The sequence below is a fragment of the Microbispora sp. H10830 genome (assembly GCF_014161375.1).
GTDB lineage: Bacteria > Actinomycetota > Actinomycetes > Streptosporangiales > Streptosporangiaceae > Microbispora > Microbispora catharanthi.
In genome coordinates this window covers 150,545-174,655 of record NZ_JABBWX010000009.1, presented here as the reverse complement: position 1 = coordinate 174,655, position 24,111 = coordinate 150,545, and the positions used below count along the sequence as shown (strand labels likewise).

At 71.2% G+C, this 24,111-nt stretch carries 23 protein-coding genes; 14 read left to right on the top strand and 9 right to left on the bottom strand.

What is annotated here, in order from left to right:
* Positions 1-168: 168 nt before the first annotated feature.
* Together HHX35_RS23255 and HHX35_RS23250 are read right to left on the bottom strand one after the other, a co-directional pair.
* On the bottom strand, positions 169-912 hold the full coding sequence (locus HHX35_RS23255; RefSeq protein WP_182900863.1) for an alpha/beta fold hydrolase: 744 nt from the start codon (positions 910-912) through the stop codon (positions 169-171).
* On the bottom strand, positions 909-1,547 hold the full coding sequence (locus tag HHX35_RS23250; protein ID WP_310739246.1) for a LysE family translocator: 639 nt from the start codon (positions 1,545-1,547) through the stop codon (positions 909-911). The genes HHX35_RS23255 and HHX35_RS23250 overlap by 4 nt, the downstream gene beginning before the upstream one ends.
* 378 nt (positions 1,548-1,925) lie before the next feature.
* Here HHX35_RS23250 and helR point away from each other — a divergent pair, with 378 nt between their 5' ends.
* On the top strand, positions 1,926-4,073 hold the full coding sequence (gene helR, locus HHX35_RS23245) for an RNA polymerase recycling motor ATPase HelR (RefSeq protein WP_182900862.1): 2,148 nt from the start codon (positions 1,926-1,928) through the stop codon (positions 4,071-4,073).
* 119 nt (positions 4,074-4,192) lie between these two features.
* Here helR and HHX35_RS23240 read toward each other — a convergent pair whose 3' ends face one another.
* Positions 4,193-4,936, bottom strand: coding sequence for an SDR family oxidoreductase (locus HHX35_RS23240; RefSeq protein ID WP_182900861.1), 744 nt, complete (start codon positions 4,934-4,936; stop codon positions 4,193-4,195).
* Positions 4,937-5,128: 192 nt separating this feature from the next.
* Between HHX35_RS23240 and HHX35_RS23235 the strand changes: the two genes are divergently transcribed.
* On the top strand, positions 5,129-6,070 hold the full coding sequence (locus HHX35_RS23235) for an RNA polymerase sigma-70 factor (protein ID WP_182900860.1): 942 nt from the start codon (positions 5,129-5,131) through the stop codon (positions 6,068-6,070).
* Positions 6,071-6,117: 47 nt separating this feature from the next.
* On the opposite strand, the gene HHX35_RS23230 is transcribed toward HHX35_RS23235, so the two are convergent.
* A complete protein-coding gene (locus HHX35_RS23230) occupies positions 6,118-7,122 on the bottom strand; it encodes a YafY family protein (RefSeq protein WP_182900859.1) in 1,005 nt (334 codons plus the stop codon).
* Positions 7,123-7,192: 70 nt separating this feature from the next.
* Between HHX35_RS23230 and HHX35_RS23225 the strand changes: the two genes are divergently transcribed.
* The 3 genes from HHX35_RS23225 to HHX35_RS23215 all read left to right on the top strand — a co-directional run bounded on the left by HHX35_RS23225 (position 7,193) and on the right by HHX35_RS23215 (position 10,093).
* A complete protein-coding gene (locus HHX35_RS23225; protein ID WP_182900858.1) occupies positions 7,193-7,972 on the top strand; it encodes a DeoR/GlpR family DNA-binding transcription regulator in 780 nt (259 codons plus the stop codon).
* Positions 7,973-8,546: 574 nt separating this feature from the next.
* Positions 8,547-9,767 carry an MFS transporter gene (locus HHX35_RS23220; RefSeq protein ID WP_182900857.1) on the top strand — a complete coding sequence of 407 codons (1,221 nt, stop codon included), beginning with the start codon at positions 8,547-8,549 and terminating at the stop codon, positions 9,765-9,767.
* Between the two features lie 65 nt (positions 9,768-9,832).
* Entirely contained in the window at positions 9,833-10,093 is a 261-nt protein-coding gene (locus HHX35_RS23215) for a winged helix-turn-helix domain-containing protein (protein ID WP_220505760.1), read from the top strand.
* 36 nt (positions 10,094-10,129) lie between these two features.
* On the opposite strand, the gene HHX35_RS23210 is transcribed toward HHX35_RS23215, so the two are convergent.
* The 3 genes from HHX35_RS23210 to HHX35_RS23200 are packed head-to-tail and all read right to left on the bottom strand — an operon-like array spanning position 10,130 to position 12,869.
* Positions 10,130-10,729 (bottom strand): GNAT family N-acetyltransferase, encoded by a 600-nt coding sequence (locus HHX35_RS23210; RefSeq protein ID WP_182900856.1) that lies wholly within the window; start codon positions 10,727-10,729, stop codon positions 10,130-10,132.
* A complete protein-coding gene (locus HHX35_RS23205; protein ID WP_182900855.1) occupies positions 10,726-12,198 on the bottom strand; it encodes an APC family permease in 1,473 nt (490 codons plus the stop codon). Before HHX35_RS23205 ends, HHX35_RS23210 begins: the two co-directional genes overlap by 4 nt.
* A gap of 29 nt (positions 12,199-12,227) precedes the next feature.
* A complete protein-coding gene (locus HHX35_RS23200; RefSeq protein WP_182900854.1) occupies positions 12,228-12,869 on the bottom strand; it encodes a GPP34 family phosphoprotein in 642 nt (213 codons plus the stop codon).
* Between the two features lie 464 nt (positions 12,870-13,333).
* On the opposite strand from HHX35_RS23200, the gene HHX35_RS23195 reads away from it, so the two are divergent.
* A complete protein-coding gene (locus HHX35_RS23195) occupies positions 13,334-13,873 on the top strand; it encodes a hypothetical protein (RefSeq protein ID WP_220505759.1) in 540 nt (179 codons plus the stop codon).
* A 60-nt stretch (positions 13,874-13,933) separates the two neighbouring features.
* Positions 13,934-14,140: a DUF3072 domain-containing protein gene (locus HHX35_RS23190; protein WP_182900853.1), complete on the top strand. Its 207-nt coding sequence runs from the start codon at positions 13,934-13,936 to the stop codon at positions 14,138-14,140.
* A 100-nt stretch (positions 14,141-14,240) separates the two neighbouring features.
* Here the strand turns inward: HHX35_RS23190 and HHX35_RS23185 are convergent, their stop codons facing one another.
* Positions 14,241-15,104, bottom strand: coding sequence for an SDR family oxidoreductase (locus tag HHX35_RS23185; protein ID WP_182900852.1), 864 nt, complete (start codon positions 15,102-15,104; stop codon positions 14,241-14,243).
* Between the two features lie 135 nt (positions 15,105-15,239).
* Here HHX35_RS23185 and HHX35_RS23180 point away from each other — a divergent pair, with 135 nt between their 5' ends.
* The 6 genes from HHX35_RS23180 to HHX35_RS23155 all read left to right on the top strand — a co-directional run bounded on the left by HHX35_RS23180 (position 15,240) and on the right by HHX35_RS23155 (position 22,115).
* Entirely contained in the window at positions 15,240-16,817 is a 1,578-nt protein-coding gene (locus HHX35_RS23180) for a pentapeptide repeat-containing protein (RefSeq protein ID WP_182900851.1), read from the top strand.
* Between the two features lie 215 nt (positions 16,818-17,032).
* A complete protein-coding gene (locus tag HHX35_RS23175; protein ID WP_182900850.1) occupies positions 17,033-17,917 on the top strand; it encodes an ABC transporter substrate-binding protein in 885 nt (294 codons plus the stop codon).
* Entirely contained in the window at positions 17,908-18,879 is a 972-nt protein-coding gene (locus tag HHX35_RS23170; RefSeq protein WP_310739244.1) for an amino acid ABC transporter permease, read from the top strand. Before HHX35_RS23175 ends, HHX35_RS23170 begins: the two co-directional genes overlap by 10 nt.
* 17 nt (positions 18,880-18,896) lie before the next feature.
* Positions 18,897-19,649: an amino acid ABC transporter ATP-binding protein gene (locus tag HHX35_RS23165; protein WP_182901038.1), complete on the top strand. Its 753-nt coding sequence runs from the start codon at positions 18,897-18,899 to the stop codon at positions 19,647-19,649.
* Positions 19,646-21,253, top strand: coding sequence for an amidohydrolase family protein (locus HHX35_RS23160; protein WP_182900849.1), 1,608 nt, complete (start codon positions 19,646-19,648; stop codon positions 21,251-21,253). The genes HHX35_RS23165 and HHX35_RS23160 overlap by 4 nt, the downstream gene beginning before the upstream one ends.
* 13 nt (positions 21,254-21,266) lie before the next feature.
* On the top strand, positions 21,267-22,115 hold the full coding sequence (locus HHX35_RS23155; protein WP_182900848.1) for a serine hydrolase: 849 nt from the start codon (positions 21,267-21,269) through the stop codon (positions 22,113-22,115).
* 216 nt (positions 22,116-22,331) lie between these two features.
* Here the strand turns inward: HHX35_RS23155 and HHX35_RS23150 are convergent, their stop codons facing one another.
* Positions 22,332-22,571 carry a hypothetical protein gene (locus HHX35_RS23150; RefSeq protein ID WP_182900847.1) on the bottom strand — a complete coding sequence of 80 codons (240 nt, stop codon included), beginning with the start codon at positions 22,569-22,571 and terminating at the stop codon, positions 22,332-22,334.
* Positions 22,572-23,140: 569 nt separating this feature from the next.
* Here HHX35_RS23150 and HHX35_RS23145 point away from each other — a divergent pair.
* Positions 23,141-24,052 carry a LysR family transcriptional regulator gene (locus HHX35_RS23145; RefSeq protein WP_182900846.1) on the top strand — a complete coding sequence of 304 codons (912 nt, stop codon included), beginning with the start codon at positions 23,141-23,143 and terminating at the stop codon, positions 24,050-24,052.
* Positions 24,053-24,111 lie beyond the last annotated feature (59 nt).

Below are 24,111 nucleotides of genomic sequence, written 5' to 3'. Positions count from 1 at the left end.
GAGAAGGAATATCCGACCAGGGCGGGCATCACCCATCGCGTCGCCGGAGGCGGCAGCCGACTCGTATGCGCGCTCACGCCTGCCCTTCCGGCCTTGTCTGCCGGGGTTTTTGCAGATACCGCGGCGACCTCTTTTTTCTGCGGCAAGCGGGCGCCTTTACAAAGTAGATTAGGAAAGGAATCCGGCCAGCAGACGGGTGACCTCGGCGGGGCGCTCCAGGCTCGGCAGGTGACCGGCCCAGTCGAGGTCGAGCAGCGTCGCGTCCGGAAGCGCCTCCGCCATGTGACGCCCGCTCTCCCGGAAGTACGGCAGGTCGTGGCCGCCCGTCACCACCAGCGTGGGCGCGGTGACCACCGTCAGGTCGATCGGTTCCCTCCGCCTCTCGGGCTGCGGATCGGCGGCCAGTTGCACCTCGAACGCGTGCCGCTGCATCGCCGCCAGCCGCGCCCTGTCCGGCTCGTCCGCCTCGGGACCCAGCCACGTGCGGACGTTGAGGTCCACCGCTCCCTCGACGTCGCCCGCCTCGATCAGCCGGTCCTCCTCTCCCCCGAACGCCTCAAGGTCGGGGGACGGAGGCAGGCCGCAGCCCGCGTTCAGCAGCACGAGCCGCGACACGAGATCGGGATGGCCCGTCGCGAGCTCCAGCGCGACCCGCCCGCCGTACGACGATCCGACGAGCCCGACCCGGCGCAGCCCGAGCGCCGCGAGCAGGTCCGCGACGTCGCCGGCGTCCGAGTACGGCCCCTCCGCAGCGCACGGTGTGCGCCCGTGCCCCCGGAAGTCGAGCCGGATGACGCGGAACCGCTCCCCCAACGGCTCCCACTGGGGATCCCACATGCCCGAGTCGGCGACGCCGGAGTGCAGCAGGACGACGGGCTCACCGGAGCCCCGTTCCTCGTGCCAGACCGTCACCGGGCCTCCAGCGCGACGCGGACGCCGAGGGCGACCAGGACCGTCCCCGACACCTGCTCCAGACGGCGGCGGACCGCGGGTCTGCCGAGCACGGCACCGGCCCGGCCGATCAGCCAGATCACCCCGACATACCAGACGACGTCCACGACCACCCAGATCACCGCGAGCATCGTCAGCGTCAGCGGCACGTGGGCGCCCTGGGGCACGAACTGCGGCAGGAACGACATCGCGAACACGGCGGCCTTGGGGTTGGCGCCGCACGTGGCGAGCCCCAGACCGTACGAGCGGCGCCATCCGCCCGCGGTCCGCACCTCTGCCCCGCCGTACGGCACGGACGCGTCGAGGGCCGCCGGCGCGCGCCTGGCCTTCCACAACGACTGGACGCCCATCACGATCAGAAGCGCCGCGCCCACCGCCTTCATCGCGCCGTAGGCCACCTCCGAGGCCACGACCAGCGCCGACAGACCGAACACGGCGGCCATCGCCCACAGGAAGATGCCGGTTTCGTTGCCGAGGAGGGCGGCGACTCCAGACGAGCGCCCGGCCCTGAGCGTCTGCCGCAGGATCACCGCGGTGCTGACACCCGGGATCATCGCGAGCAGGAGGCAGGAACCGACGAAAGCAAACCAGATCACGTGCTCATCGTTCCGGTGGGGGTTCGAGCACCGCAACCGCTTTCCCACCCGGTGCACCGCGCCGGCGCGGCCGAAGGGCGATGTGGCGACGGGAGGGTAGTCCGTCCGCAGCGGACGATGCAAAGGAAGGGGACTCCTCACTCCCTTCCATTCTCAACGTATAGCGGACAGGGGGGCTTGCGGCAAGACCCAGGTCGTGCCGCACAATCGTCGGCCGGAAGCAGCGCATGCGGAAACGGGGGACGCGACGTGCGTGTGGTGTCGTCGATGTATGGGTCAGGCGGGGAGTGTTGCCCGTCATGGTCACCAGGTCGTCACGGCGGTTCGGGCGCCTCGGTGCGCGTAACGGTGCAAGCAACCCAGATCGGAGCTGATGACGTGAACCCGCTGCCCACCAGCGCGTTCGACCTTCCCGACCGCCTCTCCCACAAGGCCGATCCGAGGCTGATCGCCGCCGACGAGCAGCACTTCGCAGCCATCGCGGACAGCCTCGAACAGTCGATCGCCGACCTGGCCGGCCGCCTCGAGGCCGAGCTCAAGGCACCCGGCGGCAAGGGCCGGCAGGCGATGGACCGGGACCTGGAAGTCCATCGGCTGACCGCTCGCCTGCGCGTGCTGCGTCGTTTCGGCCTGGACCTGTGCCTCGGGCACATGGTCGGCGAGGACGACCCCGAGCCCGTGTACATCGGACGGCTCGGCCTCACCGACAGCGCGGGTCGCCGGCTGCTGCTCGACTGGCGCTCCCCGGCGGCCGAGCCGTTCTTCGGAGCCACCCACGCCAATCCGATGGGTCTGACGAGCCGCCGCAGGTATCGGTGGAGCCGCGGCCGGATCAGCGACTACTGGGACGAGGTGTTCACCCCGGACGGGTTCGAGGGGCACGCCGCGCTCGACGACCAGTCCGCCTTCATCGCCAGCCTCGGCAGCAGCCGGTCGCCGCGGATGCGCGACGTGCTCGGCACCATCCAGGCCGACCAGGACGCCATCATCCGCGCGGGATCCCAGGGCGCTCTCGTCGTCGACGGCGGTCCGGGAACGGGGAAGACCGTCGTCGCCCTGCATCGCTCCGCCTATCTCCTCTACTCCGATCCTCGCCTCGGTCACCGCCGGGGCGGCGTGCTGTTCGTCGGCCCGCACCAGCCCTACCTGGCGTACGTCGCCGACGTCCTGCCCAGCCTCGGAGAGGAGGGCGTGCAGACCTGCACCCTGCGGGATCTCGTCCCCGAAGGAGCGGCGGCGACGATCGAGACCGACCCGGACGTGGCGCGCCTGAAGTCGTCCGCGGATCTGGTGAAGGCGATCGAGCCGGCCGTCAGGTTCTACGAGAATCCGCCCACCAAGGGGATGACGGTCACGACCCCCTGGTCCGGCCTCTGGCTGAGCGCCGAAGATTGGGCCGAGGCGTTCGAAGCACCCGACCCGGGCACTCCGCACAACGAGGCGCGCGACCAGATCTGGGAGGAGCTGCTCACCATCCTGGTGGACAAGTACGACGGCGACGCGCCGCCTGACCTGGTCCGCAAGTCGCTGCTGCGCGACAGGGAGCTGCTCACGACCTTCAACCGCGCGTGGCCGCTGATCGAACCGACCGATCTCGTCGGAGACCTCTGGTCGGTGCCCGCCTACCTGCGGCTGTGCGCACCCTGGCTCAGCCCCGAGGAGATTCGGAAGCTGCAGCGCGCGGACGCCCAGGCCTGGACGGTGTCCGACCTGCCGCTCCTGGACGCGGCACGACAGCGGCTCGGCGACCCGGAGGCGTCACGGCGCAAGCGCCGGCGGGACGCCGCTCTCGCCGCCCAACGCGAGCACATGGCCCAGGTCGTCGACAACCTGATCGAGGCCGATGACGACGGTGAAGGCCTCGTGACGCAGCTGCGCCGAGAGGACCTCCAGCGAAATCTGGTCGACGAGTCCGAGCTGCCCGCCCTCGACCCGGACGTGCTCGCCGGCCCGTTCGCGCACATCGTCGTGGACGAGGCTCAGGAGCTCACCGACGCGGAGTGGCAGATGCTGCTGCTCCGCTGCCCGTCCCGGAGCTTCACCATCGTCGGGGACCGCGCCCAGGCCAGGCACGGGTTCACCGAGTCGTGGCAGGAACGGCTCAAGCGGATCGGGCTCGACCGGATCGAACTCGCCTCTCTGAGCATCAACTACCGGACGCCGGAAGAGGTCATGGCGGAGGCCGAGCCGGTCATCCGGGCCGCGCTCCCGGACGCCAACGTGCCGACCTCCATCCGCAGCGGCGGCGTCCCCGTCGTCCACGGATCCGTTTCGGAGCTGAGCGCGATTCTCGACACCTGGCTCGCCGAGCACGCCGAAGGGACCGCCTGCGTCATCGGCGATCCCGCGTTCGAGGGGACCTCCCGCGTCCGGTCGCTGACCCCGGAGCTGTCGAAGGGGCTCGAGTTCGACCTGGTCGTCCTCATCGACCCGGAGAGGTTCGGCGAGGGCATCGAAGGAGCGGTCGACCGCTACGTCGCCATGACCCGGGCGACCCAGCGACTCGTCATCCTTTCGAGCTCCTGACGCCGGCCGGGCGGGCGACGGCCCTGTCCGGCTCGGGGCGGGGGCCCGGCTCGTATCGCACGGCCGGGCCCTGCTTCCCCTCAGCGGAGGCGATCACGAAGTCGCCAGGTGCGCGGCGGTCACCACGCGACGGGACCGAGGCGGTCGGTGAAGGTCCCCGTCGGCCCGTCGGCGTCGATCATCGCGAGTCCGACGATCGAGTCTGTGCCCTCGGTGACCGTCAGCTGACCGGTGTGATTGTTCATGTCGGTGGCGGCGAACGTGTGGTTCGCGACTTCTCCGGGAGTGGTCGCATTGAACTTGATCTTCGGGAGTGCCTGGGCGTACCGGACGGTGATCATGTTCAGTGCCGCTTTCGACGAGCTGTAGGCGAGCTCGTGCATTCTCGAGACCGGCTGCTCCGGATCGGTCACGACCGCGAAGGAGCCGCCGGCGCTGGACACCATCACCACGCGCGGGTGGTCCGCCGCCTGCAGCAGGGGAAGGAACGCGTGCGTGACCCTGATCGGTCCGTACACGTTGGTCTCGTAGACGGAATGGATCTCGTCCGCCGTCGCGTCCGCGGGCGCGACGACCCTTCCCGGCGCGCCGGCGTTGTTGATCAGGACATCCAGCCGGTCGGTGTGCTCCCGGACGAGCCGTACGGCGCCGGCCACCGACTCGTCCGAGGTCACGTCCAGCGGGACCATGACCACGTTGACGCCACCGGCGGTCAGCTTGTCGGCGGCCGCCCGCCCCCGGTCCTCGTCACGCGAGCCGAGAAAGATCGTCCACCCCTCTTCCCCTAGCCGCCGGGCCGCTTCGAAACCGAGTCCCTTGTTGCCTCCGGTGATCAGCACCGAGGTCTGCTCCGAGTTCGTCATCCGTCCTCATTCCGTGGAGTCGCGTGCCGCTCGTTCGCGCGGCCGTCCTGACGAACACGAGATGCCGGCGTCCACCTCCCTGTGACAGCACGGCGATGTGACGTACGCCACCGGTCGCGGGAGTCACAGAGCCGCGAGGAGCGGCATCTTGTGCGTGTGGCACAGTCGAGACTGATCAGGCAGGAGCCGGTGATGAACGGGGGACAGGTGGACGCAGCCGAGCCGCTTGCATATGGGGAACCCGTGGACTCCTTCGTGGACCCGGCCACGGAGGTGTTCGTCGCTCATCGCAACCTGTTGTTCACCGTCGCCTACGAGATGCTCGGTTCGGCCGCCGACGCCGAGGACGTGCTGCAGGACACCTGGCTGCGATGGGCGGGCGTCGACCTTGGCGCGGTGCGGGATCAGCGTGCCTACCTGGTGCGGATCGCCACCCGCCAGGCGCTGATCCGGTTGCGTACGCTTGGCCGGCGCAGGGAGTCCTATGTCGGGCCGTGGTTGCCCGAGCCGTTGTTGACGGCGCCGGATGTGGCCGAGGACGTCGAGCTGGCCGACAGCGTCTCGATGGCGATGCTGCTGGTGCTGGAGACGCTGTCGCCGACCGAGCGGGCGGTGTTCGTGCTGCGCGAGGTGTTCGATCTGGACTACGACGAGATCGCCGATGCAGTCGGCAAGAGCCAGGCCGCGGTCCGCCAGATCGCCCACCGCGCACGCGCGCACGTCGCCGCCCGCCGGCCCCGCGACGTCGTCTCCCCCAACGCGACCCGCGACGCGCTCCAGGCTTTCCAGCAAGCGGTCGAGACCGGCGACCTGCAACGCCTGCTCGACATCCTCGCCCCCGACGTCGTCCTCCTGAGCGACGGCGGCGGAATCAAGAAGGCCCTGACCCACCCCGTCGTGGGGGCCGGCAAGGTGGCTCGTCTCCTGGCCGCCGGCCTGGACAGGTTCGGCACCGAGGTGTCGGTCGAGCCGGTGCAGGTCAACGGCCACCCGGGTCTCGTCATGCGGATCGACGGGGAGATCGACGGCGTCGTGGCGATGCGAATCGAGGACGGCCTCGTCGCCGGGGTCTACTTCATCCGCAATCCCGACAAGCTGTCGCGTGTGGAACGACAGACCGTGCTGAGCCGCTGAGACCGGAACGACCCGGCAGTCCGCGCCGGGACCCGGTGCCGGTCGCTTCAGCTTTCGTGGGCGGCGCCGGACTCGCTCTCCCTGACCGCGCCGTACATGCGAGACAGGTCCGCGACGGCCTCGGCCATCAGCGCGCGGAGGTCGGCCGGCTCCAGCACCTCGACGAGGGCGCCCATGCGCAGGAACAGCCATCGGGCGTGCGTCAGGGACTCGATCGGCAGCGTCAGCCGGGTCCAGCCGCCGGGCTCCGGCTGCCCGTCGGCCAGCGCCTTGTCGACCACGTCTCCCCCGAGGGTGTATCGCAGCAGGTCCTCCGCGCCCGGCGCGAGCCGCACCACCGCCTCGGCCGTGTACATGCGTGAGGCGAACTCCGCGGCGAAACCGCGCCAGAAATCGGCGAGATCGAAGTCCTGCGGCCGTTCGAAGCGCTCCGGCAGCACCTCGGCCTCGATGATCCGGCTCACCCGGTAGGTCCGCACCGTGCCCGAGCAGGCGGCGGCGAGATACCAGGAACCACCCTTGAGAACCAGCCCGTAGGGATCTACCAGCCGTTCCACCTCGGTCGGCCCCCACCGGCGGTAGCGCAACCGGAGGACCCGCTCCTCCCATACCGCCTCGGCGACCTCCGTCAGGAACGGCGCCTCGTCGGCGCCGCGATACCAGCCCGGCACGTCGAGGTGGAACCTCTCCCGCATCCTGGCCGCATGGGAACGGGGTTCGGGCGGCAGCGCGGCCAGCAGCTTCAGCTCCGCCGCCGCGGCGAAGTCGGCGAGCCCGAGTTCGGCGGCCGGGCCGGGCAGTCCGGCCAGGAACAGCGAGGACGCCTCCTCCACGGTGAGCCCGTTCAGACGGGTACGGTAGCCGTCGAGCAGCCGGTATCCGCCGAGCGGCCCACGGTCGGCGTAGACGGGCACGCCGGCGGCCGACAGGGCCTCGACGTCCCTGTAGACCGTGCGGACCGACACCTCCAGCTCGTCGGCGATTTCCGTGGCGGTCATCCTGCCGCGCGTTTGCAGGAGGAGCAGCAGGGACAACAACCGGCTCGCACGCATGCGACCAGTCTGCCACCTTTACAAAGTAGATTTATTTGCTTTCGCACATGGGCTGTGTTCAAATGCACGCATGGAAAGTGCCGATCGGATCCGGGCCATCATGAACGCGCTGCGTACGTCCGACAGCGTCTCGGTGGCCGAACTGGCGCTGGCATACGGTGTCTCGGAGATGACCATCCGGCGTGACCTGGACGAACTCGCCCAGCAAGGGGTGGTGCGGCGGGTTCGCGGCGGCGCCCTGAGCCTGCTGTTGCGCGGCGAGGAGCCGCCGTTCGGCGTGCGTGAGCGAGAGGCGATCGACGCCAAGCGCCGCATCGGCGCCGAGGTCGCCGGTCTGCTGGCCGACGGCGAGGCAGTGCTGCTCGACGGCGGCACGACCGCGCTCGAGGTCGCCAGGGCCGTGCACGAGCGCCGTCTGACCATCCTGCCGCTGGCACTGCAGGCGGCGCAGGAGCTGGCGGGCGCACCCCGCATCCGCCTGGTCCTGCCCGGCGGCGAGGTGCGGCACGGGGAGATGAACTTCGTGGGACCGCTCACCGAGACGTCGATCAAGGCCCTCCGGTTCGACACCGCGGTGATCGGCTGCTGCGGCCTGTCGGCCGAACACGGCCTGACCGCGCACGACCTGCCCGAGGTGGCCATCAAACAGGCCGCGATCGCCTCAGCCCGCCGTGTCGTCGCCGTGTGCGACTCGGGCAAGTTCACCCGTACGGCGTTCGGCGCGGTCTGCGGGCTCGATCGGCTCGACGTGGTCGTCACCGACGAGAACATCCCTCGGGACCAGCACGACGCTCTCACCGCCGCCGGCGTCGCCGTGCGCACCGTTCCCGCCTCCGTTCCGGTCACCTGAGCACCCCCTCGCCCCCGCGGGAACCAGCGCCGTCCGGGTCGCGTCGGTCCGGGTCGCGTCGGTCCGGGTCAGGTCGGTCCGGGTCGGTCCGGGTCGCGTCGGTCCGGGTCACAGGGTGCCGCCGTCCGGGGGTCGCACCCCGCGTCCGACCTCGGGTCAGAGGGATGCGCGAGGCCGGAACACGCCCCAAATCCTGCCCCCCCGGAGTCTCGCCCCCAGATCCCGCCTCCCAACTCCCGCCCCCCGAGTCCCCGCTTCGGAGCGGTCGCCAGGCCGGGCGTCCCCGCGAGGGAGGCGCGAACACCTCCCTTGATCGTTCGCACAGCTCGCCGGCGCAACCGGTTCACCCAGCCCGTCCACACAGCTCTCCATCGCACACCCCGATCGCACGCGAGCGTGCCGGACCCGATGCCCCGCAACCCCGCACCGGCCACCGCTCTCTCCGGCCACCGCTCTCTCCGGCCACCGTCCGCGATCACGCTCCGCCACGACACCCGCGGCGACACCCGCGACACCCGCGAAAACACAGACGAACCTTCCGGTACGAACCTCTCAGCGCCCTGAGGAGCACCACATGGCCCTGTCCGCCCCCGCCCGCCCGGCGCTCCTGCGCGCTCGCGTGGCCGTCTACGGACTGTTCCTGCTGGCCGGCATGGCCATCGGCACCTGGACAAGCCGGATCCCCGCCATCAAGGCGGACCTGCGGCTGAGCGACGGCGCGCTCAGCCTGGGGCTGCTCGGCATCGCGGCCGGGGCCATCACCGGCATGCAGGTCGTCGGCCGGTTGGTGGACCGCTACGGCAGCTACCGGACCATGCTGCCGATGGCCATCGCCCAGGGCCTCGTCCTCGTGGTTCCCGCCTACATGCCGAGCCTGCCGGCGCTCGCTCTCTCCCTGTTCGCGTTCGGTGCGGTCAGCGGCACGCTCGACGTCGCGATGAACGCCAACGCCGTGGTGGTGGAGCGGGCGTCGGGGAAATCGATGATGTCGTCCTTCCACGCGGTGTTCAGCGTCGGAGGGTTCGCCGGAGCGTCCGCCGGCGGCATGTTCGCCCACGCCGGGATGAGCCCGGGCGTCACCTTCGCGGCGATGGGCGCGGCGATCCTGCTCATCGCCCTGCTGAGCGCCCGCTGGGCGATGCGCGACGACCCGGCGCGGGAGGCGGCGCAGGCGGGCTCCCCCGAAGGCGGGCCCGCGCGCCGGCGCGTCGGCGGCGGTGTGCTGCTCCTCGGCGTCCTCGCGTTCTGCTGCATGATCGGCGAAGGCGCCGCCGCCGACTGGGGCTCGGTCTACCTGCGCGACAACCTCGGCTCCTCCCCCGGTTTCGCCGCGGCCGCGTACGCCGCGTTCTCGATCATGATGACGGCCGGCCGGTTCGCCGGGGACCGCCTCGCCGCCTGGCTGGGGCCTGTCACGCTGGTGCGCTGCTGCGGAGGTCTCGCCGGGGCCGGTCTCGCGGCCGGGATCGTCGCCGGCGACCCGGTTGCCGGGGTCGTCGGATTCGGCCTGTTCGGCGCGGGCCTGTCGTGCATCATCCCGCAGGTGTTCTCGGCCGCCGGACACCGCGATCCGGCTCAGTCGGGCCGCGCGCTCGCCGCCGTGGCGAGCCTCGGGTACACCGGCTTCCTCGCCGGGCCCGTTCTCATCGGGGGCCTGGCCGAGGCCGTCACCCTTCCGCACGCGCTGCTGGTGCCCGCCGTGCTCGCGTTGTTCGTTGCCCTCACCGCTCCGGCGATGCGCTCGCCCCGTCCCGAACCCGCGACCGAGCGCCATGCCGAGCCTGCCCGCGACTGAGGCGGGCGCCGTCTACGGCGCGTAAGCCGAGGGTTGGATCGGGCGGGGCCGGGCAGTGGTGGGGCGTGGCCGTCACCAGCGATCCCGAGGAGCCGGTCCCCGCATACCGGCGGCTCGCGGCGATGCTCCGCGAGGAGATAGTCCACGGCCGGATCGAGCCCGACCGCCCCCTGCCGTCCGAGGAGCGCCTCGTGCGCGAGCACGGGTTCGCCCCCGAGGACGTCCGCCGCGCCGTCGAGGTGCTCAGCGGCGAGGGCCTCGTGTACACGATCGAGGGACAGGGAGCGTACGTGTCCACCCGGGCCGAGGAGACGGGCGGCGGCTGAGGGGTCAGCCGGCCGTCCCGTCCCCGGCCGGTACGGCTATCCGGCCTGAGCGGACGAGCGGGGCTCGCGCCACATGGGGTACATGACCGGGCCGCCGGGCAGCCGCAGCAGCTCGGGCATGTCGACGTAGCCGTGGCGGAGATAGAGCCGCCGGCTCGCCTCGCTGCTCGCCTCCAGGTAGGCCGGGACCCCTTCGGCGTCGAGCCTGCGGTGATGCTCCTCCAGCAGCAGGCTGCCGAGGCCGCGGCCGGTCCTCCCCCGCTCCAGCGCGATGAACGCCAGATAGTGGTGCGGCTCCCGGGGGTGGAGCTTGTCCGCCAGTTCCCCGAAGACGCGGTAGCGTTCGGCGTTGTCTCCCGCGAAGGACGCGATCGCCTCCTGCTCCCCGGAGATCTCGGGGAACGGCGCGGCGAACCAGACCGCCACACCGGCCAGTTCGCCCGACTCGTGGATGCCGTAGACGTCGCCGTGCTCAAGCGCGTGCGCGGCCCACATCGTGAAGAACAGCCGCTGCATCGGCAGCCGGTCTTCCGCCCGCGGGATGAGCCATCCGGTGATCTCGTCGGTGTGGAAGGTGTCGGCGATGAGTCCGCCGGCCGCGGCCGCGTCGGTCATCCGGGTGATCTCGATCGTCACTTGCCACCCCCGTTGACGGCCTGGGCGCCCAGGCCGATGTTGGCGTACACCTCGGGCCGGATCGACTTCAGCACCCGCCCCCAGATGAGGCCGAAGACGATCGCGACGACGAAGATGCCGGGCAGGATCCAACGGAGGACCGAGTCGGGCTCGACCCCGAGGACCGTGTCGAAGTTGATCAGGGTGAGGCCGATGATCACGCAGAGCGCCACGATGGCCAGGGCCGGGGCTATGCGGGTGCGCCAGGCCGTCTCCCCTCGCGGATCACGGGCGAAGAACACGATCACCGAGATCGAGGTGACGGTGAGCAGGGCCAGCAGCCCGAGACCGCCGAAGGTGCCGAAGATGAAGAACATCTTGGTGACCGGGTCGAGGCCGGAGACCGCGTAGACGGTGATCACGATCAGCCCGAGCACCGTCTGCAGCAGCGACCCGGAGATCGGAGCGGCGGTGCGGGCCGAGGTGCGGCCGAAGATCGAGGGCAGGACGTTCTCCCGGCCCAGGGCGAAGATGTAGCGGGCCGTGGTGTTGTGGAAGGCGATCATGCAGGCGATGCTGCTGGTCACGAACAGCACCGAGCCGATCGTCGAGACGGCGGTGCCGAGGTGGAGGGCGGCCTGGTTGAAGATGAGCCCGGTCCCCTGCTGCTCGGCGGCCTTGACGATCCTGTCCGGCCCGGTCGGCACCGTCTGCGCCCAGGCGGAGACGGAGTACAGCACGGCGATGATCGCGATGCCCAGGTAGGTGGCGATAGGCACGGTCCTGTGGCGGTCCTTGGACTCCTCGGCGAAGACCACCGACGACTCGATGCCGGCGAACCCCGCGACGACGGTGGCGAGCGCCGCGCCCACGCCGGGCACGAACAGCGCGCCGGGGGTGAAGCCCTCGAAGCTGATACCTTCCGGGGCGACGTGGGTCACGTCGCCGAGGTCGAACAGCAGCACGATGGCGATCTCACTGACGAGCAGGATGGACAGGATCTTTCCGTTGACGTCCACCCGCAGCAGGCCGAGCACACCCGTCAGCGCCCAGGCCACGAGCGCGATCACCCACCACGGGGGCGAGCCGCCGAACCAGTCCACGAGCAGCGGCTCGGCCGCCGAGCCGATGATTCCGTAGAGGCCGAGCTGCAGCGCGTTGTACGCGAGCAGCGCCACCCAGGCGGTCGCGACTCCCTGGGTCCGGCCGAGCCCTTGGGCCGCATAGGCATAAAAAGCACCCGCGTTCACCACGTGCCTGGCCATCGTCACGTATCCGACGGCGAATAGCGCGAAAATAGCGCCCAGCATCAGGAATGCGAACGGGACACCGATGACGCCCGTCACCGTGTACGCCGTCGGGACCGAACCCGCGACGACCATCAGCGGCGCCGCCGCGGAGATGACGAAGAACACGATGGACGGCACGCCGAGCCGATCCTCGGCCAGTGCGGCGGTGACGGCGCTGGGCCGTTGCTGTGTGAGGGACACCTGGAACTCCGAGTGAGGGGGGGTGGATGTCACCGGCGGCTGATGACGGCCTGACCGACGGCGACCTTGGTCTGGGCGATGAGTCTCCGCAGGGGCATGGGAAGCATGGCGGTCGCGGCGGCCACGAACCGGGGATCGTGCTCGGACAGGACCCGCTGGGCGCAGCCGGCCGCGACCAGGAGCCCCAGGAGGACGCAGTCCCGGTCCACCGGCGGCCTGCGCCGCTGGATGGCGAGATTCAGGCGGGCGAGCGGCCACGCGGCCGTGTTCATGTCCGCAGGGGCGGGGGGCTGCTGCTTCAGCAGGTGCCTGACCGGCGGCTTGAGCAGCTTCGCGGCGATCATCCGGGCGGCGACGTCGGCGTAGATCGTCCGGGCGAAGAAGAGGAGCCACGTGCCGATCGGATGGTGCGGTTCGGCGATGACGTGCCCGAGAACGGCACGGGTGAGCGGGTCGCCGGAGATCTCCCCGGCCGTCGGGTAGAGGCGTTCCGGGTTCGCCGCGAAGTCGAGCGCCACGCGCTCGGCGAGCATCAGTTCACCGAGGACCCCGCCGGCCAGCGCCAGCCCCGTGAGCCGGGAATGAAGCAACGGATGACCCGTCACATTGTCGTGCAGGACAAAGTACAGGTCATCGACAAGGGACGGGCTCGAAAGATCGCTTTCAGCCACGGTCGGCGATGATATAGGCGAAATGTTCAATCTGTCATCGCGCAAATGCACGGCCGAGCGATCTGTACGCGGAATGCGAGAATTGTGCCAACCGGAACGCACTTTTCGGCTAATGCAATTATGGCCCGTCTCATATAGGGTCACAACGGGCGATCAACTTCGGCCGGAGGCCCCCGCGGCGAATGCCTGCGATTGGGCCGGGAGGACAAAGGCGGTGCACCGTCCGCGAGGAGCCCGCCGGGCCTCTCATCGGAGCAGGGCGTTGGCCAGGACGGTGAGCAGGATCGACGCGACGATCGAGATGATGATCATCAGGAGGCAGCCCGCCGCTCCCCCGAGTGGCCGAATCTTGATATTTCCGGGCATGGCGTCCTCCCCCAGGCTGTCTCGATTTGCGCCTACCCCCGGCCCCCCTGCCGAACCGAGCCCGGTTTGTCCGTTTTGCGGCCGGGCATCGTCGGCCTATGACCATCCAGGACGACAGGGGCGCGGCGGCCCTGGCGCGCGCCCACGGGCTCTTCAACATCGCGGGCGGCCTGTGGCCGCTGCTGCATCTGCCGAGCTTCGAGAAGGTGTTCGGCGCGAAGACCGACCGCTGGCTGGAGCGCACCGTCGCCGGGCTGCTCGTGGGCATCGGATGGACGCAGATCCGGGTCGCGTCCACTCCCGGCGGCGCCGACCACGCGCGCCGTCTCGGCATGGCCACGGCGGCGACGCTGCTCGCCGTCGACCTGGTCTACGTGCCCACGGGCCGCATCCGGCCCACCTATCTTCTCGACGCGGCGGCCGAGGCGATGTGGCTGCGTGCCTGGCGAGCCCGCGCCGTACGGCCGGAGCCTCCGTCCACCCGCGCCGGCTCGGCGTTCGCCGCGGCGGCGGCGCTGGCCGCCGGATGTGTCACGGGCGGTGTGCTGGCCGCGCGGCTGCTGCGGCGGCGACGGGCGGAGCCGGACGAGTCCGAGCTCACCCGGGCCCGGTACATGCGCCACCCCGCGGCGCGGTGAGCGCAGGTTACGGACCACGACGGCGGGTAGAGCGAACGGCAGTTCGACAATGGAGGAGTCATGGACCGAGGACCTGTGGAGAAGGACCCCGAGGAGTGGGCGACCGGGGACGAGCCGATGACCGCGCCGCAGGAGTCCTACCTGCGCACGCTGGCCAGGGAGGCCGGGCGGGACGTGCCGGAGACGGAGGGGCTCAGCAAGGCCGAGGCCTCCAAGCTGATCGACGAGCTGCAGGACCAGAGCCGCCGCCTCAGCGAGAACGGGTGAAGGAAGTCCAGGGGCCGCCCGGGAAAGACCTCGGGCGGCCCTGTGACATCGACCCGTGACATCGGCCCGCGACATCGACTCGCAACGTCGGCCGGCGCCGTCATCCGGGTAGCGTCTCGCCGCCGATCGGGGCGAGGACCTCACCCGTGTAGTACGACGACAGCCGGTTGGCGGCGAAGAACACGTACGAGGGAGCGATCTCGTCCGGGTCGGCCGGCCGGCCCATCGGGGCCTGCCGGCCGAACTTCTCCACCTTCTCCTCGGGGAACGTGGACGGGATGAGCGGCGTCCAGACCGGGCCGGGGGCCACGGCGTTGATCCTGATCCCCCGCTCGACCAGCACCTGGGCCATGGAATAGGTGAACGCGTTGATCGCGCCCTTGGTCGCCGAGTAGTCGATCAGGGTCTTGTTGCCGCGCAGCCCGTTGATCGACGAGGTGTTGACGATCGAGCCGCCCTCGGGCATGTGCCGCAGCGCGGCCTTGGTCACCCAGAAGTAGCTGTGAATGTTCACCGCGAAGGTGCGCTCCCACTGCTCGTTCGACAGCTCTTCCAACGACTGCACCGGGGACTGGGTGGCCACGTTGTTCACGAGCACGTCGAGCCCGCCGAGCTCGCGGACCGTGCGTTCCACGACCTCCTCGCAGTGGCGGGGGTCGGCGAGGTCACCCGGGACGATCAGGCAGCGGCGGCCCTCCTGCTCCACCAGCTTCCTGGTGTGCTCGGCGTCCTCGTGCTCGGTGAGGTAGGCGATCGCGACGTCCGCCCCCTCCTTGGCGAACGCCACGGCGACGGCCCGCCCGATGCCGGAGTCGCCGCCGGTGACGAGGGCCCGCTTGCCCGCCAGCAGGTCGCGTCCGGTGTAGTCGCGCATCTCGTCCCTGGGCTCGGGCGTCATCTCGCCCGTCCGGCCGGGATACGGCTGCGTCTGCGGTGGCGGTGTGGAGTTCGACTGCTCAGACATGCACGTCGGGTACCCCTGCCTGTCCAGGGCAAACGATCGGCACGCCACGCGGCGGCGATCGCCCGATGGATACACACTGTTACCTATCCATCACGCTTTAACGTCCTGAGACGGGACATCGGGTATGACGTTGCCATGACACCCCGGTCGCGGATCGCTCCGCTCGACGTGGTCTGGAGAACGTGTGACGCCGCGCCCGAGTGCCTCGGCGTCGCCCACGAGCCGTACGGCAGATGCCTGGCGCACCTCACGCCGGCCGAGGCGGCCGAGCTCCTGCGGGGCCTGACGCCCGGCCAGGCCCTCGATCTGCGTGGCACCCTCCTGTCGGAGGACCTGCTCGCGCGGGTCCTCGACCGCATGGAGCGCCACCTGGGCAGGGCGAGGTTCGACCGCGCGGTCTTCACCGGCCCGGCCCGCTTCGGCGAGGTCGTCTTCGCCGGTGACGCGACCTTCGACCACACGAGGTTCGACCGCCTCGCCTCGTTCTACGGCGCCCGGTTCCTCCGCAACGTCTCCTTCCGCGAGGCCCGGTTCCTGCGCGAGTTCTCCCTGCACGACGCGCGGGTGTGCGGCCACGCGACGTTCGACCACGTCACGGTGCGCGGCGACGCCCTGTTCGGCGCGGCGCGGTTCGGCGCCCCGCCGCCCACGGTCGCGGGGAACGCCTCCATCCAGAAGCCGTCGTTCCAGCAAGCCTCGGTCCAGAAGGCCTCGTTCCAGAAAGCACAGTTCCACGGATTCGCCGCGTTCGACGCGGCCACCTTCCACGGGGACGCCTGCTTCCGCGGCGCCCGGTTCCACCGGGCCGTGTCCTTCCGCGGCTCGGACTGCGGGGCGAGCGCCGAGTTCCAGGGCGCGCGCTTCGAGGGGGCGGCCTACCTCGGCCCGATGCGGATCGTGCGGCGCCTGTCGCTCGCGGGCGTACGGGCCTGCGCGCCGTTGCACATCGACACCGGCGGGTGCCGCGTGGTGCTTCGCGCGGCGGCCGTCCTCGGGCGGCTCGCCGCACGGCTGTCCGACGCCGAGGTCGACCTGCGGGACGCGACGCTCGCCGGGCTGTCGACGGTCACCCGGCGCTCCGGCCGGCTGCGCGTGACCTCGCTCGACGGCCTCGACGCGGACGCGCTCACGCTGACGGGGGTGGACCTGCGGGGATGCGGGCTCGGCGGGCTGCGCCGTCCCGAGGGTCTGCGTCTGCGGGAGTGCGTGTTCGCCGCACCCCCGGGCGGGCTCGGGCTGCGCCTGGGATGGCCGCCCGTACGGTGGTGGAGCCGCCGCCGGGTCATCGCCGACGAGCACCTGTGGCGGGGATGGGCGGCGCAGAGCGCCGACGAACACGCGGCAGGTCCGGCCGGCGACCGAGCGCCCGACCCGGCGCGCCTGGCGGTTCTGTACGAGCGGCTGCGGCCGGGAGTCGACGACACCCACGTGGCCGCCGACTTCGCGTTCGGCGCCATGGAGATGCGGCGGCTCGGCAGCCCGCGCGGCCGGATCAGGCTGCTGCTGTCGCTGTACTGGCTCGCCTGCGGGTACGGCCTGCGCGCGGGGCGGGCCCTCGGATGGCTCGCGCTGGTGGCGGCCGTCGCCGCGGGCGCGGTGTGCTGGGCCGCCGGGGCGCGCCCGGAGGGCAAGCCCACCGTCCACCGTCCTCGGGTCGCGGTCGTACGGCCCGCCGCGTCGGTCTCCCGCCCGGCGCACGGGCTCGGGGGCTGACAACCAGAGGCTCTTGGGGCCGACGAGCCAGAAACCCCTGCAGTCGCCGTGAAGTACTCGGGGTCCGTGCACCGGCCGGTGATCACCGGCTGCGCCGCACCCGACCCATCAGCATCGAAGACTTCGATGCTGAGGACCACAAGCGTTCACGATTGTTACGGCTGTTACCTCCTGTCGCCAGCATAAGCTCAATCGTTCGCAAAACAGGAGGTTCCATGACAAAGCGCCTATATGTGGCCATAGTCGGCGCGCTGGTCGTGTCGGCGCTCGCCGGCGGCTGCGGGCGTTCGTCGTCGGGGACCGCCGCGGGCGAGAACGCGGCGGCGACGACGGGCAAGACCGCGAAGGACCTGGTTCCCGAGGACGTGCGTAAGACGGGCACGCTGCGGGTCGCCACGTCGGAGGGCTACCCGCCGATGGAGATGTACAAGAAGGGCACCCAGGAGCTCACCGGTGTCGACCCCGACCTCGGCGCCGCCATCGCGGCCAAGCTCGGGCTGAAGTTCTCGATCACCAACGCGGCCTTCGACGGGCTCATCCCCGGCCTCCAGGGCGGGCGCTGGGACATCGTGATGTCCTCGATGAGCGACACCGAGGAGCGGCGCGCCGCGGTCGACTTCGTCGACTACTTCAACGCCGGCGGCGCCATCATGGTGAAGAAGGGCAACCCGGAGGGCATCAAGAACCTCGATGACCTGTGCGGCCGCACGGTGGTGCTGGCCAAGGGCAGCTCCAACCTCGCCATCGGCGAGAAGCAGAACGAGAAGTGCGCCACGAAGATGAAGATCATGCAGAGCGAGGACGCGCCCACCGGCCTGCTCTCGATCGACTCCGGGCGCGCGGTGGCCACGATCGTGGACTACCCCGTCGCCGTCATGTACGCCAAGGACACCGGCAAGTACGACGTGCTGCCCGAGCAGTACGAGGCCGGCCCGTGGGGCATCGCGATCGACAAGCGCAAGACGGCGCTGCGCGACGCGGTCGCCAAGGCGATGGAGGAGCTCCAGGCCGACGGCGGCTACACGTCCGTGCTGGACGAGTACGGCGTGACGGCCAACGCCGTCGACGGCGTGCTGGTCAACACCCAGCCGTGGAAGTGACCCGAGAGGAGGCGGCCGGCGTCGAGCTGCCGATCGAGGCCGTGCGTCCCGTACGGCCCGGCCGGTGGCTGGGGGCGGCCGTCGCCCTCCTCTTCCTCGTCTGGCTGGCCTACACGGTCATCGTCAACGAGAACCTGCATTGGGACGTCATCGTCGCCTACCTGGCCGACGGCAGGATCCTCGGCGGTCTGTGGGTCACGATCCAGCTCACCGTGCTGTCCATGGCCATCGGCCTGGCGCTGGGCGTGCTGGCCGCCGTCATGCAGCTGTCGGACAATCCCGTGCTGCGCGGCACCTCCGCTCTCTACACGTGGTTCTTCCGCGGCACGCCGCTGCTGGTGCAGCTCATCTTCTGGTTCAACATCGGGCTGGTCTTCCCCACCTTCGCGATCGGCGTGCCGTTCGGCGGGCCCAAGCTGATCGAGTGGCAGGCGAACGCGGTCATCACGCCGTTCACCGCCGCGCTGCTCGGCCTGGCCATCAACGAGGGCGCGTACATGGCGGAGATCGTCCGCGCGGGCATCCGCTCCGTCGACCCGGGTCAACGGGAGGCGGCCGAGTCGCTCGGCATGTCGCACCGGCAGGTGCTGCGCCGCGTGGTGCTGCCGCAGGCCATGCGGGTGATCATCCCGCCGACCGGCAACCAGTTCATCTCGATGCTGAAGACCACCTCGATGGTCTCCGTGATCGCCGGGGCCGAGCTGCTGACCGTGGCGCAGCGCATCTACCTCGGCAACTTCGAGGTCATCGCGATGCTCGTGGTCGCCTCGATCTGGTACGTCGTGCTCACCACGATCGCGAGCATCGGGCAGCACTTCATCGAGAAGCGGTTCGAGCGCGGGCATGTGCGGCTGTCCTCCCGGGTGCGCCGCAACCTGTCTCCGCTGCCGTCCAAGGAGCCCCTGTCGTCCAAGGAGCCACTGTCGCCGAAGGAGCCCCCGTCGTCGAAGGAGCTGTCGTGAACGCGCAGGACCAGCCGATGGTGCGGATCCGCTCCGTCCGCAAGTGCTTCGGGTCGCTGGAGGTGCTCAAGGGCATCGACCTCGACGTCCCCGCCGGCGAGGTGGTGTGCGTCGTGGGCCCGTCGGGGTCGGGCAAGTCGACCCTGCTGCGCTGCGTCAACCGCCTGGAGACCATCGACTCGGGCCGGATCTGGGTGAACGGCGAGCTGATGGGCTACGCCGAGCGCGGCGGCCGGCTGCACGCGCTGCGCCCCCACGAGCTGTCCCGGCAGCGGCGCGGCATCGGCATGGTGTTCCAGCGCTTCCACCTGTTTCCGCACCGCACCGCGATCGAGAACGTGATGGAGGGGCCGGTCACCGTGCTGGGCACGTCCGCCGCCCAGGCCAGGCGGCAGGCGCAGGAGCTGCTCGATCGGGTCGGCCTGGCCGACCGGGGGCACCACTACCCGGCCCAGCTGTCCGGCGGCCAGCAGCAGCGGGTGGCCATCGCCCGCAGCCTGGCGATGCGGCCCAGCCTGATGCTGTTCGACGAGCCGACCAGCGCGCTCGACCCCGAGCTCGTGCAGGAGGTGCTGGCCGTCATGCGGGACCTCGCGGCGACCGGCATGACCATGATGGTCGTCACCCACGAGATGAACTTCGCCCGCGAGGCCGGCGACCAGCTCGTGTTCATGGACGACGGCGTCATCGTCGAACGCGGCAACCCGCGCGAGGTGCTCGCGGCACCCCGCCACGAGCGGCTGCGCGCCTTCCTCGGGCAGGTCCAGTGAGCGGTTTCGATCTGCTCATCCGGGGCGGCCTGCTGGTGGACGGCACCGGCCGTCCCGGCAGGCCCGCCGACGTCGGGGTCGCCGCCGGGCGGCTGACCGTGCTGGCTCCGGGTGAGGCGCCGCGTACGGGCGCGGCCGAGGTGATCGACGCGCGCGGACGCGTGGTCGCCCCCGGATTCGTCGACGTGCACACGCACTCCGACGGCGTCACGCTGCTCGGCCCGTCCGGCGGCCGCTCCGCGCTGGTGCGGGCGTCGGTGCTGCAGGGCGTGACCACCGAGATCTGCGGCAACTGCGGGTCCAGCCTCTTCCCCGGGCTGCCGGAGCGGCTGCCCGCCATGCGGGCAGAGACGCGGATCACCTTCGGCGGCGACGTCGGCGCGTACGCCGACTTCGCGGGCTTCGCCGCCGCGCACGCCGAGGTGCCCCGGGCCAACCATCTGGCCTCGCTCGTCGGCCACGGCACGCTCCGGGCGGGCGTGCTCGGCCCCGTGGACCGGCCCGCCCGGCCCGACGAGCTGCGCACGATGTGCGCGCTGCTCGACGCCTCCCTGGCACAGGGCGCGGCCGGGCTGTCCACCGGCCTGATCTACACCCCGGGCTCGTACGCGGGCACCGACGAGGTGGTGGCGCTGGCGGCGGTGGCCGCCCGGCACGGCAAGCCGTACGTCACCCACCTGCGGGACGAGATGTCGCGCGTCGAGGAGGCGCTGGAGGAGGCGATCGAGATCTCCCGGCGCAGCGGCGCTGCGCTGCACGTCTCGCACCACAAGACCGCGGGACGGTACGCCTGGGGCCGCACCGAGCGCACGCTGCCGCGCATCGCCGCGTTGCGCGCCGAGGGCATGGACGTCACCTGTGACGTCTATCCCTACACGGCGGGCAGCACGGCACTGGCCGCCATGCTGCCGCCCTGGGCGAACGACGGCGGCCTGGGGGCGCTCACGGCGCGGCTCGGCGACCCCGCCCAGCGCGACCGCATGCGCCGCGCCATCGCGGAGGGCGTGCCCGGCTGGGAGAACACGGTCGGCAACGGCGGCTGGGACCGGATCTCGGTCGCCTGCGCGCCCCGCCACCCGCAGGCCGAGGGCAGGACCGTCGCCGACCTCGCGGCGTCGGCGGGCGCCGACCCCCTCGACGTGGCCGCCGATCTGCTGGTGGCGGAGGCCGGCGAGGTGACGATCATCAGTCACTCGATGGTCGAGGAGGACGTGCGGCGGGTGCTGGCCGCGCCGTACGCGATGATCGGCTCCGACGGCGTGCCGAAGCCGGGCGGGCGCCCGCACCCGCGCTGGGCCGGGACGTTCCCCCGGGTGCTCGGCCGGTATGTCCGGGAGCTGGGGCTGCTGCGGCTGGAGGAGGCGGTGCACAAGATGACCGGGATGGCCGCGGCGCGCTTCGGGCTGACCGGGCGCGGCGTGGTCGGCGACGGAGCGCACGCCGACCTGGTGGTCTTCGACCCCGCGGCGGTGGCCGACCGGGCGACGTTCACCGAGCCGCTGCTGCCGCCCGCCGGGATCGACGCGGTCGTCGCGGGCGGTGAGGTCGTGGTGCGCGGCGGCGAGGAGACCGGCGCCAGGCCGGGAAAGGTACTGACCCTGTGAGAGGGACGAGGTCATGAGCGGAAAGGCCACCGGCGGCGTGGGCGCCACCGGCTCCCGCGGGTCGGAAGCGGTGCGGCTGGAGGAGGTGGCGGCCTCCTGTCCGGGCACGCTGGCCGTCTGCGTGCCCGGGGCGCTCGGCCTGAACGAGGACGTGGTGCTGCCGCTGGCCAGCACCGGCAAGGTGCTGCTGCTCGCGACGCTCGCGCAGGACGTGGCGGCGGGCGTCGTGGACCCCGACGAGCGCGTGACGCTGCTCGACGAGGACTACGCGGGCGGGTCGGGCCTGCTGACCGTCCTGTCGGCCCGCGATTGGACGACCGGCGACCTCGCGCTGCTCACCGCCGCCGTCAGCGACAACACCGCGACCAACGCGCTGCTGCGGCGGCTCGGGCTCGGCCGGGTGGACGCGGCCGCCGCCGCGCTCGGGCTGGCCAGGACCCGGATCCACGACAAGATCCGTGAGCCCCGGTTCCCCGAGCATCCGCCGTCCTTCGCCACCGGGACGGCACGCGAACTGGCGGGCCTCACGCGGTCGCTGGCGTACGGGCGCGAGCCGTGGCAGCGGCTGCTGCTCGGCTGGATGGCGCACAACACCGACCGCGCGCTGGTCCCCGCGCTGCTCCCGCACGAACCCGAGGACCGCGACCCGCCGGCGGCCCTGCCGTACGCCGCGGGGGTCTGGGTGGCGAACAAGACCGGCACGGACGCCGGGACGCGGGCCGACGTGGGCGTCATGGCCGGGGCGCGGTGGGAGGGCTACGCCGTGCTCGCGCACGGGCCGGCGGGCCGCGAACACGCCCTGGTCCAGGCGATCCGGCAGGCCGGTCTCGCCATAGCGGAAACCGTCCTCCCGGCCGCGTGACAGGGCCGCAGCGCGCGCTCATCATCGGCGGCCTCTTGCGCGCCATCATCGATCGGCCGGCCAACCCCGCTGTGCCCCTCCCTGCCAGCGCTGCCGAGCCACCCGCCAACGATGAAAAGGGTGACGGCAGTCAGAGCAAGGACACCGGGGAAGGGGCCCCTGCTCCCGCAAAGCAGGGGCCGTCCTCCTAATCGGGGCGTAGAGTTCTTCGGGTCGCTAAATCGTCAGCTCACCTCCAACCTTGCCAGGTTCGTGGACGACGACCACGCGGCACTGCGGCGGCTCCTCCTGCGAGGAGTGAGTCACCAGGTAGAACACGGCGCAGGCGCCTGCTGCGAACAGGCACACCGCGCCGAGCCGGGCGGTCTTGGGCCAGCTCTCGATAGCAGCCCGGACCGTCCGGCCCGTTTCCTCGGCAACACCGCCGTCCGACGGTGGACCGTCTTCGTCGGTCATGGGCGATTTCACTCCTTCCCTGGGGCAACAGAAAAGCGCCCATGCGGATGTCCCTAGCACGTGGGTTTCCTGGTAACCCACTAGGTCCAGCCGTATAGACGCTCGGTTTGTATTCAATTATGTGTGGTGGTTCTCAGCGCTGTCTCACCAGGAGAGACGGTCCCTTCCCTGAGCCCCGCCCCGGGGAAAGGGGGCGGTAAATCAGGTGCGCTTCCTCAGGCGCTCGCTCCACGCTTCGAACGCTTGAGTGGGCACCAGTGTGCCAGAGGGCGCTCCGGCGCGGAGGTGGAATTCCCGAGAAAGCGGCGGTATTCCGGCGGCGGATCGTGCACCGTCCGAGACTCGGCCGTCGACACGGCGTGGTGCACCCACTCGTGGAGCAACGCGAGGGCCACCCAGACCATCCGCGAGTCGCTGTCCGGCGACCCGTGGGCCGCCCCCGAGGCGCCGATGTTTGGCAGCCTGACGGTGCCGGGCGCCAACTCGGTCTCGAACCGCGGGCCCCCGGGCGACCCGCACCTCTGATCACATATGACCAGGTCCGATGCCAGGTCGCCGATACTGGGGGAATGCTCAGCAGCCACCGCCTCAAGGTGCTCCTGGAGGTCTTCAGGACCGGGAGCATCGCCGGAGCCGCCAAATCCCTGCGGCTGTCGCCCTCCGCCGTCTCCCACCAGCTCGCCCGGCTGGAGGAGGAGGCGGGGGTCGGGCTGGTGGAGCGGGCCGCGCACAGCCTGCGGCTGACCGCGGCGGGCCGCCGCCTGGCCGGGCGGGCCCAGGAGGTGCTCGACCTCATCGAATCCGCCGAGAAGGACCTGCTCGCCCAGGCGCGGGCGGACGCCGGGCAGCTGCGCATCGGGTTCTTCGCCTCGGCCGGCTACCGCCTGCTGCCGATGGCGTTGTCGTCCTTCACCGCGCGCCACCCGGGCGTCGAGCTCGATCTGGTGCTCGGGCAGCCGCACGAGCTGCTGCCCGACGTGGAACGCGGCGAGCTGGACGTGCTGGTCGTGTTCGAGCACGCGCTGGATCCCTGGAAGGCGCCGAAGGGCGTCGAGGTCGTCCACCTGTTCGACGAACCGCAGCTCCTCGTCATGCCGCTCGGCCATCCCGCGGGACACCGGCCCCGTGTGCGGCTGACCGACCTGGCCGACGAGCCGTGGATCACCACGTTCGGCACCGAGACCCCGGTGTCGGTGCTGGAGCGGGCCGGCGCCCTGGAAGGGATCACGCCCACCATCCGCTGCCGCAGCGACCACTACGAGGTGACGCTCGGCCTGGTCCGGGCCGGGCTCGGTGTGGCCCTGGTGCCGAGCCTCGGCGTGCAGGGCGCGGCGGGCATCCAGGTGTGCCAGGTGGAGGGACCCAAGCTCTACCGGCGGGTGGGCGCCGCCCTGCGCCCGACCAATCCCAATCCCGCGCTGCGCGCGTTCGTCGACTACCTCAGGGACGCCTCGGCCCGCCTCAGCGTCACCCTCCGCTGAGCCCCCTCCCGGCTCGACAACGAAATTACCCTTGGTTTCTTGCGAATACCCGGTTCCGG